15 protein-coding genes and 1 pseudogene are annotated in these 13,947 nt (G+C 43.7%); 10 read left to right on the top strand and 6 right to left on the bottom strand.

Features of this window, described 5'->3' with window-relative positions:
- Nucleotides 1-148: pseudogene (locus tag F6K51_RS18645) on the top strand (Uma2 family endonuclease); the annotation flags it as partial.
- A 121-nt stretch (nt 149-269) separates the two neighbouring features.
- Complete coding sequence (locus F6K51_RS18640) at nt 270-992, top strand: Uma2 family endonuclease (protein WP_293022705.1); 723 nt, start codon at nt 270-272, stop codon at nt 990-992.
- 62 nt (nt 993-1,054) lie between these two features.
- Here the strand turns inward: F6K51_RS18640 and F6K51_RS18635 are convergent, their stop codons facing one another.
- From F6K51_RS18635 to F6K51_RS18625, 3 genes are all read right to left on the bottom strand, one after another.
- Nucleotides 1,055-2,140 (bottom strand): hypothetical protein, encoded by a 1,086-nt coding sequence (locus F6K51_RS18635; protein ID WP_293022703.1) that lies wholly within the window; start codon nt 2,138-2,140, stop codon nt 1,055-1,057.
- Nucleotides 2,113-3,381 (bottom strand): tetratricopeptide repeat protein, encoded by a 1,269-nt coding sequence (locus F6K51_RS18630; protein ID WP_293022701.1) that lies wholly within the window; start codon nt 3,379-3,381, stop codon nt 2,113-2,115. The genes F6K51_RS18635 and F6K51_RS18630 overlap by 28 nt, the downstream gene beginning before the upstream one ends.
- 334 nt (nt 3,382-3,715) lie before the next feature.
- Complete coding sequence (locus F6K51_RS18625; RefSeq protein ID WP_143727904.1) at nt 3,716-3,907, bottom strand: hypothetical protein; 192 nt, start codon at nt 3,905-3,907, stop codon at nt 3,716-3,718.
- A 516-nt stretch (nt 3,908-4,423) separates the two neighbouring features.
- On the opposite strand from F6K51_RS18625, the gene F6K51_RS18620 reads away from it, so the two are divergent.
- On the top strand, nt 4,424-4,681 hold the full coding sequence (locus F6K51_RS18620) for a type II toxin-antitoxin system ParD family antitoxin (RefSeq protein ID WP_293022699.1): 258 nt from the start codon (nt 4,424-4,426) through the stop codon (nt 4,679-4,681).
- Nucleotides 4,682-5,031: 350 nt separating this feature from the next.
- On the opposite strand, the gene F6K51_RS18615 is transcribed toward F6K51_RS18620, so the two are convergent.
- Complete coding sequence (locus tag F6K51_RS18615) at nt 5,032-5,244, bottom strand: hypothetical protein (RefSeq protein ID WP_293022697.1); 213 nt, start codon at nt 5,242-5,244, stop codon at nt 5,032-5,034.
- 367 nt (nt 5,245-5,611) lie between these two features.
- Nucleotides 5,612-5,752 carry a hypothetical protein gene (locus F6K51_RS18610; protein ID WP_293022694.1) on the bottom strand — a complete coding sequence of 47 codons (141 nt, stop codon included), beginning with the start codon at nt 5,750-5,752 and terminating at the stop codon, nt 5,612-5,614.
- 273 nt (nt 5,753-6,025) lie between these two features.
- Here F6K51_RS18610 and F6K51_RS18605 point away from each other — a divergent pair, with 273 nt between their 5' ends.
- From F6K51_RS18605 to F6K51_RS18590, 4 genes are all read left to right on the top strand, one after another.
- On the top strand, nt 6,026-7,729 hold the full coding sequence (locus F6K51_RS18605; RefSeq protein WP_293022691.1) for a SulP family inorganic anion transporter: 1,704 nt from the start codon (nt 6,026-6,028) through the stop codon (nt 7,727-7,729).
- A gap of 623 nt (nt 7,730-8,352) precedes the next feature.
- A complete protein-coding gene (locus F6K51_RS18600) occupies nt 8,353-9,762 on the top strand; it encodes an AAA-like domain-containing protein (protein ID WP_293022688.1) in 1,410 nt (469 codons plus the stop codon).
- Nucleotides 9,763-9,840: 78 nt separating this feature from the next.
- The gene (locus tag F6K51_RS18595) at nt 9,841-10,119 is read left to right on the top strand and encodes a hypothetical protein (RefSeq protein ID WP_293022686.1); all 279 of its coding nucleotides are present in this window, start codon (nt 9,841-9,843) and stop codon (nt 10,117-10,119) included.
- 56 nt (nt 10,120-10,175) lie between these two features.
- Nucleotides 10,176-10,523, top strand: a complete 348-nt coding sequence (locus tag F6K51_RS18590; RefSeq protein WP_293022684.1) for a hypothetical protein — start codon at nt 10,176-10,178, stop codon at nt 10,521-10,523.
- 134 nt (nt 10,524-10,657) lie between these two features.
- Here F6K51_RS18590 and F6K51_RS18585 read toward each other — a convergent pair whose 3' ends face one another.
- Nucleotides 10,658-10,861, bottom strand: coding sequence for a hypothetical protein (locus tag F6K51_RS18585; protein WP_293022681.1), 204 nt, complete (start codon nt 10,859-10,861; stop codon nt 10,658-10,660).
- 331 nt (nt 10,862-11,192) lie between these two features.
- On the opposite strand from F6K51_RS18585, the gene F6K51_RS18580 reads away from it, so the two are divergent.
- The 3 genes from F6K51_RS18580 to F6K51_RS18570 all read left to right on the top strand — a co-directional run bounded on the left by F6K51_RS18580 (nt 11,193) and on the right by F6K51_RS18570 (nt 13,742).
- Nucleotides 11,193-11,996: a cysteine dioxygenase family protein gene (locus tag F6K51_RS18580; RefSeq protein WP_293022678.1), complete on the top strand. Its 804-nt coding sequence runs from the start codon at nt 11,193-11,195 to the stop codon at nt 11,994-11,996.
- A 148-nt stretch (nt 11,997-12,144) separates the two neighbouring features.
- Nucleotides 12,145-12,717, top strand: a complete 573-nt coding sequence (locus tag F6K51_RS18575) for a hypothetical protein (RefSeq protein ID WP_293022675.1) — start codon at nt 12,145-12,147, stop codon at nt 12,715-12,717.
- A gap of 749 nt (nt 12,718-13,466) precedes the next feature.
- Nucleotides 13,467-13,742, top strand: coding sequence for a hypothetical protein (locus F6K51_RS18570; protein WP_293022672.1), 276 nt, complete (start codon nt 13,467-13,469; stop codon nt 13,740-13,742).
- Nucleotides 13,743-13,947 lie beyond the last annotated feature (205 nt).

Below are 13,947 nucleotides of genomic sequence, written 5' to 3'. Positions count from 1 at the left end.
GGCAGAGCTCGAAAGGCTCGAAAAAGAACAAGAACGCCAACGGGCAGAACAAGCGGAGCAAGCTTTAGAGCTTGAACGAATTCGTATGAAAGCATTGCTAGAGCAATTAAAAGCCAAAGGGATAAATCCCGAGGATTTTAACCTATAATCTCTAGCAATTCTCCTAGTAATCAGGTAGACAGGATTTTTCCTGTTCCCTACTCCATTCCCCCCTTATTAAGGGGGGCTAGGGGGGATCCCGACTCCCATTAACCCAAACAATTTTTCCTATGGTTCAGCAACTTACTCCCACCACCGATGACATCTTTTATCCCGAAAGTGACGGCAAACCAATGGCCGACAATACCCTTCAATTTGAACTAATTACCACCATTAAGTATGGCCTGGAAGTCCACTTCAAAGATGACCCCAATGTGTTTGTCGCTGGGGATTTGTTGTGGTATCCAGTACCAGGACAACCCAAAATCAACCAAGCCCCCGATGTGATGGTAGTTATCGGTAGACCCAAAGGGCATCGGCGTTCTTACAAGACCTGGGTTGAAGATAATCTTAATCCCCAAGTCACCTTTGAAATTGCCTCCGAAACCAACACCATCAAAGAATTAGAAGAGGATAAACTCAAGTTTTACCAGACCCATGGAGTAGAAGAGTACTATCTCTATGATCCAAATAGAGCAAAACTAAAAGGTTGGTTGCGTTCATCAGAAAAACTAGAACCCATCCCTCAGATGCTTGGTTGGGTGAGTCCCCGTTTAGGAATTACCTTTGAGTTAGTAGCATCTCAATTGGTGCTGTATTATCCCAATGGTGAGCCTTTTGCTAGCTATTTAGAAATTAGTGAGCAGAAAGAACAACAACGTCAACGAGCAGAACAAGCGGAAGAAGCTTTAGAACAAGCACAGCAAGCTTTAGAGCTTGAACGAAATCGTATGAAAGCATTACTGGAGCAATTAAAAGCGAAAGGGATAAATCCCGAGGATTTTGACCTGTAAGCTATTTGATTGATAAGTTTAAACCATACCGATACCCCATACCTTCAATCCAGAGCCGCCTGTCAAATTTTACTTTTATTCTCTTCTAGTTGACGCACCTCTGATTCATCCCCTAAAGCCCGATAACTAACTTGGGCTTTTTCCAACCACTGTAAAGCTTCCTCTTTACTGTCAATAATTAAGCTGATAGTTACTAAACTCTTTTGTATTTCCGCTTGACTGTTTAAATCTGATGCTGCTTTAGCCAGTTCTAAACCTTTGAGGTAACGCTCCTTTGCCAGTCGATTTAATCCCACTTCTGTGTAGGTATCCCCTAGCAGTTGATAGGTGGCTACCAAAGTCTTACCCTCCTTGATGCTTTGTTCGAGGATATCAATGGCATCATATTTCAAATCTTCGCTGAGGTAAAAATGGGCTATGGCTAAGGTTTTTGCTTCTTCACTTAACTGTTTTTGCTGGAGTTCCTCTACTTCTTTTAATAGGGTGGTAGCTTTCTTTTTATCAAGTACCCGAAAACCAAATACCCCTTCCTCTATAGAACGTTTACCGTTGTCAGTCTCAACAATTAACCAATAATAACCAGGTGGTAGAGGTTGTTCCCCTGAATAAAGAATTTCTGTCTCCCTACTGTGGGTTTTCCAGTCTAGATCTAATCCTTGTCCACGAATCCTAACAGAATAACTTTCTGCACCTTCAACCTGATGCCAGCGTAGGGTGGGTCGGTTGTCGAGTAAGGATGTGTTCCTCGGACTTAATAGATAAGGAATGTTTTGATTATTTGCTACCCTAGTAGGAGCGGTATAATCCTCTGAGTGAATTATTCTACTATCTCCGGCGGTAGGACAGCCTTCATTAACGGTGGAAGTTCTTCCCGGTTCAGGTTTCCAGGTTGTCCAGTTGGAACACAGCACTTCAACGGTAGCATTTGAGCCTACTAACAGCTGATAATCCCCCCTGAGTACATCACCAATAGAAGCTGGTTGAAAATTTGACCAATCGGGCTTCTGGAATTTGACTTCACCTGGAGGACCCAAGGCGATAATTAGGTTAAACCTTGGTATTTGAGGCAGGGCAGGTTTGATGAAAGTAACTGCCACACCTAGCCCCAGTGCAAAGGCAATTAAGGTTTTCGATTGTTTTGACCACATGATTGATTGTCCTCCTTTAATTTTTTATGAGCTAAGCCCAGCCACAGATCCTCATCAGGATTAGCACTTGACCCCAATTGACAACATTTTTGCCACTGGGTAAGGGCTTTGGTTTTCTGGTTTTGTCCTTGATAAACCTGAGCTAATAAGCAGTGGGCTGAACCGCGATTGCTGATTTTTTCAATACCTTCTGGACTACTGCCTAAAGAGACCGCGCTCCGGAGAATTGGTTCTGCTTGCTCCTCTCGCCCTTGCTTGAGTAAAGCCCAACCCAAGTTTTTCATCAGGTCGTATCGAACTTTGATGCTTGCTTGCCCAGCCCCGGCTAAACCTTTGAAGAGTAAGGGGATAGCTAAGGAGGGTTTGTTGTTAAGAATATGCAAGCGACCTAAGTTGTTATAAGCTTTAACAAAACCGCCTTTTACGGCGAATTGGTATTGAGTTCTGGCTTTGTCAAACTGTTGTAAATCTTCGTATACTACAGCTAAGTTGTAGTGAGCTTTGACATTATCAGGATTAAGGGCTAAGGCTTGCTGATAGTGGGCTTCAGCACTGGCGAGTTGACCCTTGTTATAGTTTTCAAAACCTCTTCTATTAGAAAAATTAGAAAAATTGGGCAGATAAAAGTGAAAACCTAGTAAGATTAGCAGTAATAACTCCGTCGCCCCGAGCTGGGCTTCCCCATGAAAATGCTTGGGAATACCCAGTCGGATTAATAATTTATCAAATCCTTCTTGTCCGGTTTCCGTTAGTTCGCTTATCGCTTGTAATAAGGTCAAAAGACTGGGAAAAGCAATTGCTACTGCTCCCGCAAATCCAGTGCCTGCTATCAGAAAACGAGGCAGAAGGTCGATTAACAAGCCAAGATTCGCCGTCCAGCCAGCAATGCTCAATCCTCGCCATAACCAATCCCACCATTGCCAGCGGGCAAGCTCCGCTTCTGTTTCTAAATGCCACCACCAAGCTGTGTCTGGGGGTTCCAAACTAGTTCGCCAGCTGGAAAAATCAATAACTTTGCTGATCTGCCAAGCATTTTGTTTGAGGCGCACATCCAAGGCAACAAGGGTTTTTTGTTCGTGATAATAATGGTAAACTTTTGCCTGAACAGTAGCGTGAACAAAATCCCTAGCATTTAAAACTGCAATAATTTGCTCTTCAGACATCGGTGATGCTGAATCTTCCAGGTTATCAAGGGCTATTTCGTAAGTCTTGAGAGCCTCATCTAAGGGAGGAGTATTCATTTACTTTGTGGGTCAAAGATGTAAAAATTAAACTTAATTGTTCTTCCAACTTATATATTTTATTTTATAGATTTGTACTACTAAGCTCGAAAAGCTTGACTGTAAGCATTCAGCGGTCAGCCGTCAGCCGTCAGCCAAGGGCATCAGCTGATAGCTGATCGCTGATAGCTGATCGCTGATTTTTCAGTATCTATAGACTTATCCGGCTAACCACCAAAAGTTATGCAGGAAACTTTCAATACCAGGTTGATCTCCCACAGGACTTACCCACCAAGACCCTTAACATCCCGTTTCTCCTTATAAGTCAAAAGCTGAAATCGGTATATAGCATTTCTTAAATAGGTGAGGTACACAAGTTGTGGATTAATGGAAATAGGGAATAGGGAACTAGGGAATGACTTTTTTGAAGTGTCGTCTGTTGCTTGATGTACTTTTGCTGCTCCAATATCAGCCATACCAACTGCTCCCTTGCCAGTTGTTTGAGGGCTTTTGGCTCTAGCTTGTTCAGTGCGAGTTTTCTGCTCATGCTGTTAGGTTACCGATTTTTTCAGTTTTGTCAACCCCCCTCACCTGAATTCTTACAATTAAACTTAATTGTTCTTGCAGCTTATATATTTTATTTTATAGATTTGTACTACTAAGCTCGAAAAGCTTGACTGTAAGCATTCAGCGGTCAGCGGTCAGCAGTCAGCGGTCAGCCGTCAGCGGTCAGCCGTCAGCCAAGGGCATCAGCTGATAGCACCTCAAGTAACGTGGCACAGGCTTTGGCCTTGGCCTTTAGGCCACGCGGGGCGCGTTTGGCCACGCTGTGCGAACGACGCTGTGACGTAGCGCATTAGCTGATAGCTGATCTAGGGGTAATTGCAGCTGGCTCACATTTTTTTGTTCCCGCTTTTTATTGTAGGGCGCAGGCTAAGTAATAACAACCCTTAACATAGGCGTTGGAGTTGGGTTGAGTGCGGGGCCAGTCTCTACATTGACAATCCATTGGCAATTATTGACAATATAGCTATAAACAAGTAGTAAGTAACTAGGTATCCCAATGGACACAATGAACATTGCCCTGCCCTCTCAGATGAAAGAGTTTATTCAAGCTCAGGTAGCCTTAGGGGGTTATAGCAGCACTAGCGAGTACATTCGAGAGCTAATTCGAGCTGACCAAAAGCAGAAAACTAGATACGCCCTAGAAATGGAAATTCTTAAAGGACTAAGTAGCCCAGAGCCAACACCAATGACAGCTGACGATTGGGAAGATATTCGCACCAATATCAGACAGCGGTTTGACCAATCCGGGAAATAACTGATACATCGGATAATTACAGCGTTTCTCATATTAATTAGGTACACAGGATTTTTTCCCTACTCCCGACTCCCGACTCCCGACTCCCGACTCCCGACTCCCTAAAAAAAATCGGTCAAGTTTTGGTTAACCCCAATCCTTGACCGAATTCTGTACTTTAACGTTCCACAAGTACAGCTCAAAATCGATAATTTCAGATCTCAATTATGGCATGATTCCCGAGTTAGTCAGCAACTGCTGAAAAGCAATAACATCCCAACTCATTTTGCTTCATGTTGCTTCATCCTCCTTCACCAAACATCCTTGACAATTCCTGATTTGCCAGGGGGCAACCCTGGCAAACTCCTATCTTAATCTATGTAAAAGTATCGAATCAAAAAGGTCATAACCTCACCAGGCTTTCCGGTAGGCTCCGGAGTGCTCCACTCGTCCGGCTCCGCATACTTAAGGGAATAAATGGCATTAATTGTTTTGCGAACCTTTTCAGGAGAACCGATCAAAAGGAGCTTGGCTTTCTTGGGTAAGGCACCTTGGTTGTCGGAAGGAGGAAAATTGTTACTCATCTGAAATTATCTCTTGAGTTTGTTGACATTATTAATTTATCAATAAATAAATAGAGTGTCAAGGGGTTTAGAAAATTTTTTTTTATTAAGAAATCGGGAATCGGGAATCGGGAATCGGGAATCGGGAATCGGGAATCGGGAATAGTAATAAAATTAATCGTAGGGTGGGCAGTATTTTAGACCAATAATATTAGCTTATAATCGGTATTTTCAACACTGCCCACCAACATCAAATTAACTATATTAATCGTAGGGTGGGCAGTGCCTAAGACCGAAAATATCAGCTTGTAATCGGTATGTTAGGCACTGCCCACCGACATCAAATTAACTATCAAATAGTTATCTAGATTTTTAATAAAATTACTGGTCAGGTGGGCAGTGCTTCAGACCAATTCAAAACCTCACAATCCTGTTGGTACGCACTGCCCACCCTACATCTCTCTCCCCATCTCCCCATCTCCCCATTCCCCTCCTGGGAGGGGTTAGGGGTGGGTCCCCATCTCCCCATTCCCCTCCTGGGAGGGGTTAGGGGTGGGTCCCTATCTCCCCTGCCGATAAAGCAAATCGATAATTGCCATGAGTTTTTCTTAAGTTAAGGTACTTATTAATAAATTATTAATATTAAGTTAAAGGCTTATGTTTCTGGGGCTTGTGCCTTGACTATAGACTTAAGTAAATGATTTTAGTAAGATCATTAAATAAATCTAATGGATGTATTTGCAGTACAGTAAAAAGTAGTTACCTACATGTAATGTAACAATTACCTAAATGTCATTTAACTATGCAACTAACTAACCAAATTCACTTTCGTAACATTAGGGGGGATATTTTTGGTGGACTAACCGCCGCCGTTATCGCCCTCCCCATGGCTCTTACCTTCGGTGTCGCCTCCGGTGCTGGAGCAGAAGCTGGTTTGTGGGGTGCTGTATTAATCGGCTTTTTTGCTGCGGTATTTGGAGGTACTCCCACCCTAATTTCTGAACCCACTGGTCCCATGACGGTGGTGATGACAGCGGTAATTGCTAACCTTACCGCTGCTAATCCAGAAAACGGCATGGCTATGGCGTTTACCGTGGTCATGTTAGCCGGAATTTTTCAAATTCTGTTTGGCTTTCTGCGCCTAGGCAAATACATTACGTTGATGCCCTACACCGTCATTTCCGGTTTTATGTCGGGTATTGGAATCATACTAATTATTTTGCAAACTGCTCCTTTCTTGGGTCAAGATAGCCCTGGGGGTGGTGTTGTTGGCACAGTTACTAATTTGCCCACACTGATAGCAAACATCAACCCGATTGAAACTGTTTTAGCTGTTTTGACGGTAGCAATTCTTGTTTTGATGCCCCGCAAATGGAAACGCATCTTACCACCCCAGTTGGTAGCCTTAATTCTGGGAACAGTTTTGTCTTTGGTATTTTTCTCTGGGGTAGATATTAGCCGTATTGGAGAAATTTCTGTTGGTTTGCCTAATTTGCGTCTACCGGTGTTTACCACTCAACAGTTACAGTTAATGGTGGTTGATGCTTTGGTGCTAGCTACACTGGGCTGCATTGATGCATTACTAACGTCCCTGGTGGCTGATAGTTTAACCCGCACCGAACATGATTCTAATAAAGAGTTGATGGGTCAGGGTTTAGGTAATTTGGTATCCGGTTTATTTGGCGGTATTCCTGGGGCTGGCGCAACCATGGGAACTGTGGTTAATATCCAAGCCGGGGGTAGGAGTGCCCTTTCTGGAATCGCCCGTGCTTTAGCATTACTAGTAGTTGTGCTGTGGGCTGCCCCCCTCACCAAAAGTATTCCCCTTGCTGTTTTGGCTGGTATCGCCCTCAAGGTAGGTATTGATATTATTGACTGGGGTTTCCTCAAGCGTGCCCATAAAATTTCTTGGAAAGCATCCCTGATTATGTACGGGGTGATTTTACTGACTGTTTTTGTTGACTTGATTGTGGCCGTGGGAGTAGGAGTATTTATTGCCAATATCCTCACCATTGAGCGTCTTAGTGCTCATAGAGCAGACAGTGTTAAGGCGATTACCTATGACGATGAGGAAATTCAGCTTTCCCAGGAAGAAAAAGTACTATTGGATCAAGGTGACGGTCGTATTGTACTGTTTCATCTCAGTGGACCGATGATTTTTGGGGTTGCCAAGGCAATTTCCCGTCAACACAATGCCATTGAAGGTTTTGATGTACTGATTCTGGATTTCAGTGATGTACCTATTTTAGGTGTTACCGCTACCCTAGCTTTGGAAAATGCTATTCAAGAAGCCTTAGATAAAGGTCGTCAAGTATTTATTGTAGGGGCAGCAGGCAAAACCAGAAAGCGCTTACAAAGCTTGGATATCTGGCATAAGATTCCAGCCCAAAACCTAGAAGTTAGTCGTTTAGAAGCACTGCGGTTGTCTCGTACGATCGTGAATAACTATCAAAATTATGCACCAAGTCAGGCACAAGCTAATTTTGATTTGTCAGCTGATATATAAGTTTTGTTGTAAGCATTTATAGCTTTGGCTTAAAAAAACTTGAGTTCGATAACTGATCAATCACCTTTCCTTAATGGTTTCCAGCTTTGGCTTAAAAAAACTTGAGTTCGATAACTGATTAATCAGCTTTGCTAATTGATTAATCAGCTTTTCCTTAAACAAACCTGATTAATCAATTAGCAAACGTTACAAATGAGAAAGAATTTGCGTTAGTTACTTAATCCGTAGTAATAATAGCACTGAAGCGTTGAATGTTTAAAACGTTCAACGCTTCTGACTTTTTGATACCTTTTGATAGTTGTTTAGTTAACAAAAATAAAAATTATTTAAAATAAATTAAAATATCGACGTCTTGCATAAATAGCCAACAACAGGGTGATAAGTACTATAGCGTTTATAGGATTTATGAGGTACGCTTCTAAACCTCAAAGTCCCCCTTGATAAGGGGGATTTAGGGGGATCTATTTGTACCTCATAGCATAGAGTGAGCCGTAGTGAGCCGTAGGGTGGGCAGTGGATAAGACCAATTGAAAAGCTGACAATCGCTTTGCTAGCCACTGCCCACCCTACCTCAACGTTTGCCTCTTGCCTTGCCCTAATATTCCCAAAACATTTTTACTGACATGATTGCTCAAGCATTTGATGAGTTTTACCCCTCCCATCCAGTTCTGAGTGTAGTCTCTGGAGTAGACTCAGAATCAGAGTTAGCTTGGATACAAGCAAAAGAGTCTGCTGATCAAGTTGTCTTCAAAAATACAGGCAAACATCTCAGTGACATTGAAGCCAAAGTACTTCAGGGTTCCTGGGAAGGGAAAACCTATGATCAGATCGCCAATATGTATGGCTACAGTGCTGAGTATCTTAACAAAGATATCGGCAACAAATTATGGAATAAGCTCTCAGAAGCATTAGGAGAAAGGGTTACCAAAAAGAGTTTCAAACAAGCACTGAGAAGAGCATGGAAAAAGTGTCAAGGTACATCAGTGGGCACCAATGGAGAGCAGCCACCATCTGAGCCGCTAACAAAGCTACCATTTCCGTCGGGTTGGGTGGCGCTGGATTCACCTCTTTATGTGGAGCGAGACAGCATCGAATCTCTCGGTTACGATACCGTTATTATGCCTGGTTCCCTGATTCGGATTAAAGCACCAAAGCTAATGGGAAAAACCTCCTTAATGATGAGGATTCTAGCTCATGCTCAATCCCAGGATTTTCAAACGGTGTATTTAGATTTGAGCAGTGTAGACCGAGCCATTTTAACGGATTTAGATAAATTCCTACGCTGGCTCTGTTTGAAAGTTGGTCGGCAATTAAAGTTAGACAATCAGTTAAATGATTATTGGGATACAGAGATTTTGGGGAGTAACGATAACTGCACAGTCTATTTTGAAGAGTATTTACTGGCAGAAATAGATTCTCCCCTGGTCTTAGCATTGGATGAAGTCGATCGAGTTTTCCCCTACCCCGAAGTAATAGAAGACTTTTTAGGGATGCTGCGCAGCTGGCATGAGAAAGCCAAGATTTCAGATATCTGGAAGCAACTGCGGCTAGTGATAGCACATTCTACAGAAGTTTATATTCCCTTGGACTTAAATCAATCTCCCTTTAACGCCGGAATTCCAGTAGAGTTGCGAGAGTTTGACCAACAGCAGGTAAAAAATTTGGCTCATCTCCATGGACTAAATTGGGAGAATGCCCAGATAGAGAAATTAATGACAATGGTATCTGGTCATCCCTATCTGGTACGGTTGGCGATGTATGAAATTGGCTCTGGCAAGGTAACATTCCAGCAGTTGTGGCAAGATGCACCAACAGAAGCAGGTATTTATAGCAACCATTTGCGGCGACATTTAGAAACACTGCAACAATTACCAGAGTTGCTTCAGGCCCTCAAGAAAGTTGTCACCTCATCTGAGCCAGTGGAACTAAATCCGATCGAGATTTACAAACTACACAGTATGGGCTTGGTAGAGCGACAGGGTAACTATGTTCTCGCTGCAATTTGTATCGGGAATATTTCTACCAAGTTTTAGCTTTTAGGTAAGCATCTGCGCTACGCGCACGCTGCGCGAACAGCTGTCAGCTATCAGCTAATGAAACAGCAATCATGAATGCCAGATATTTTTGGTAATAGCAATCCTAATGTGCTACCTGGCACAAACAACAGCGACAGAATCTTTGGTTTGGGTGATGATGATCAACTGCGTGGTGGAGGTGGATACGATCGGCTATTTGGCGATCGCAATGCTCCAGAAGAGCAGCCTATAATTATTATCCCCGGAAATGACACCCTTTGGGGAGGTGGCGGCACTGACGAACTGTTTGGCGATGCTGGTGATGACTTACTAGATGGTGGCATAGGTAATGATACTCCCTTGAGGGTGGCATAGGTAATGATACTCTCTTTGGGGGTGATGGCAATGATACTCTCTTTGGCGCTAATCCCTTGGCAATAACACCCGGTTTGAACGAAATTGACTCGTTAATTGGTGGTTCTGGAGGAGATCTATTTGTGCTTGGTGATGCTAATCAAGCTTACTATGACGATCTAGGCGAGAGTGATTTTGCTATCATCACAGATTTGAATCTCTTTGAGGATAGGATTCAACTCCACGGAAATTCTGCTGGCTATGAATTGCAAGAAGAAACCGTCATCCTTGATTCTGGAGATGTGGTTCAGGGACTAGGAATTTACACTATCCAGGAAAGTTCCGGTTCAAATGATTTGATTGGTTTGATAGAAAACTCCCCCATAGGTCTCGATTTGAACGATTCTGTATTTGAATTCGTTTAGTTTTTATTGAACCAAACTTGATAGAGTGCGATCTGAACTTGACTCAGATCGCCTCTTGAACCACAACAGAAGTAAATGTTGCGTAGGTTGCGTAAGGGAAGGGCTCGCACTCATTTTCCGCTTCTTTGGCAGTGTTAGGACAGCCCGCCCGAGGAAGGAAACGGGCAAGATGCCCGTTCCACGCCTGATGCCCGTTCCACGCCTGATGCCCGTTCCACGCCTGATGCCCGTTCCACGCCTGATGCCCGTTCCACGCCTGATGCCCGTTCCACGCCTGATGCCCGTTCCACGCCTGATGCCCGTTCCACGCCTGATGCCCGTTCCACCCACTGGGTCAAACAACTTTAATGAGATGCACCCCTGCCCACCGACATTAAATTACCTAGAAAATAGTTTTTCTTTGTCTATATTTTTAATAAAATTAATCGTAGGGTGGCCAGTGCTTTAGACCGATAAAATCAGCTTGTAATCGGTGTCAGATGCACCCCACACTTCCCGCGCCCCCGCCCCACACTCCCCGCGCCCCCGCCCCACACTCTCTACACTTCCCTTCTTTTTTACAAATATGAGATGCACCATGGCGATCTGCATTCAGAGGCTGGTGTCACACATTGGCTGTTTGTGCATCTAAAGTTTATGGAGGGAAAGAAAATGACAAATTGAAAACTTATGGAAACTAACTACCACGTAAACCTTTTTGGCAGCTCCGACCAACAGCTCGCCAAGCTGGTCACAGAGTACTGTCGCCTAGTGACCCAACCTGAGTTGTCATCACAAGATGCTCAAAGCATCACAGAGATCCTAAGCTATAGCCGGTACGACCAAGAACTAAACTATTGGCTGTGCCAAGCAGATCAGTTAATTGACTACCAACTCAGCACCGGGGCAATACCTGATTACGACTTGGTGGTGAGTTCCCTTTCCATCAAGAACCTTGCTTATAATCTTACGCGGGTTCCCTCCCATCAAGTGACGTTTGAAACTTTTAAGGAACTAGTAACCCAAACCAAACTGAAGCACAGATTTCTCGACCAATATATCAGCTTTGATGAACAACACTTCTCGCGCAAAGCCATTTTTCAAACCACAGCCCTGACCATTTATATGATTGGCTGGAGACCGGGGCAAGGTAGCACTGCCCACCACCACGGTCAGTCCCTAGATGCAATCTTCGTCTACAAAGGAGAAATGACCCATCGCTTCCCTAACCAAGACGAGGGCCTAGAGCCTGACAAAATGCCCTCCAGACCTGGCGAGCTGTTTGGGGAGAATCAAGTGGTTTGCATTGACCGCAAGCAATATCACCTAATGGCTAATAATTCCTCCAAAGATCTGGTCACCCTGCACTTTAGATTTGGTACGCCACCAGACAATATTAATTGGCAAACCAATATCAGTGAGTGCAAACCAGCAGCTATTTGGAGCAATTCAAACGAGGACATGGAAGAGATCTGTCGCTTAATGATTGCTTAGGGTCTAGACAACCCAAACAAATGCATCTCACTGTCTTGATGCAGTCGCTGATGGGGGAAACCCCCGTGAGGCCACTGCATCGCCCTCGTTATAGATTTACAACTTTGAGATGCATCCAATCAACACTATGTAATACTGAGGTAAATGCATGAGTCCTCTACCACCAAAAAACTGGGGATTAACGCCCTTAGATCCTCTACAAGTCCAGTATCTCAAAGGGTACTATGACAAGCTCTTGTGGGGGTGCAAATTGCGGCATCGGTGTGACTCGGACGACATCCTCAGCCAGGTATCGGAGAAGGCAGCGGAAGTCGAGCGCTTAGAACGCCCGATTAAAAACCCCGAGGCGTGGGCGAAGAAAGTTGGGGAGCGCATTATTTTGCAAAAGAAAAGGAGGGAACTATCGGAAAAAAAGTTAATCCAGAATCTCGGGCACATGATGCAAAGCCAAATTTTTGGTAGCCCAAGGGACGACCTTGACTGTGATGGCACACTAGGACAGATCCTAGCTTTAGCCCTCAAGGAACTTAAGCAAACCAAGCCGGACTTTCACCAACTACTGGTGATGCGATTCTTTCGTGAGCTGAGCTGGGAGCAGATATCGTCAGAGTTGGAACCAGACACTGCCATTACCAAAACAACTATTAACAAGGTGCGTCGTAGGGGAAGTCGCGCTTTGGAGAAACTGAGGAAAATTTTCTTTCTTAACCTTAAGAAGTGATAATTTTCTGGATATAGCGACCCGAAATAACGCAATTTTTGGGGGCACATTAAAGGAAAATATAGCAGTTATCAAGTTCTCAATTGCTTGATGTACTTCGTCCTGGGTTAATGGGAATAGGGTTAAGAGTGTAGGGTTAAGAGTGTGGGGAGTGCGTAACCTGGGCGCGGGTAAGGGGTGGAGTGAGACTAATAGTGTGTACCTCATGAGTCTTAGAATTGCTATAAGTACGTCAAAGCTTATCTGTTAGGACTGACGCAAATCCCTCAATTTAATGCTACCTGTAGGGTGGGCAAGGTTTTGCCCACCCTACCCATGGAGTCTGTGCGTAAGTCCTGTCTGTGTAACTCAAACGTTTTGTCACATAATCAGGATCTACGCATCTAACTATTAGAAGCGAAAAAAGTGCATTAAGTTTCCTTTTTTCGGTTTGCAAGTGATTTGATTTTTATTAAGGGTGCATAGTCAACAGTGCAAAGTCAACAATAACCAGGCATAAAACCAGGTTTTACTGGAATATTTCCAGTTTATACGGGCGTCATAATTCGTTTTAACTGCTATTTTTTGATACCAAATATAATCAACTTACAACCGTTTAAGCTGGCAAGATGGTTTATGTTGTGGGGCTCCAAAACCTAACTTACATAGTTGAGCCATTGTCTTAAATATTTTCAGTAAACTACTGTCAAGCTTTGGTTAGCTTTGCGAGATATTCTCTTTATTATAGTCTGGACTTGAGGGTTATAATCATGAAATGCGATCAGATGTATTGTCCCTGGATTCAGGATTCTCAAAACGCAGATCATTACGTCTGTCTAAAGTGCAATCGTGAACGCTATATCAACGAAAGTCGTCCTGGATCAGTGATCTTTGTTTGCGTAGCAATAGCTTTCATAGTTATTGCTCTCCTCAGCAATGATGGCGAGATTAAACATCCAGAAAATCAACACCGAGCAACTCGAATAGAGATGGGTCGAAAAAATCAAGTCCCATACCGGGACTTGTCGCCGACGGCTAACCTCTAGGGCGTGTTTTCAAAGTTTTCCGCAAGATTATGATCCCCCCCAGCCCCCCTTAAAAAAGGGGGGAGCCATACTCAAAGTCCCCCTTTTTTAAGGGCAGGGCTGTTTCAAAGAAAAATAAGTTAACGAGAAAAGGAGATAGGGGGATAGGGGGATAGGGGGATAGGGAAATAGCTCAAAATTTTCCGAAAAATCCCCAAATTTAGTC

The sequence above is a fragment of the Moorena sp. SIO3I8 genome (genome assembly GCF_010692325.1).
GTDB lineage: Bacteria > Cyanobacteriota > Cyanobacteriia > Cyanobacteriales > Coleofasciculaceae > Moorena.
The sequence above is the reverse complement of the archived record's forward strand: the minus strand, read 5'-3'. Positions and strand labels throughout refer to the sequence as shown.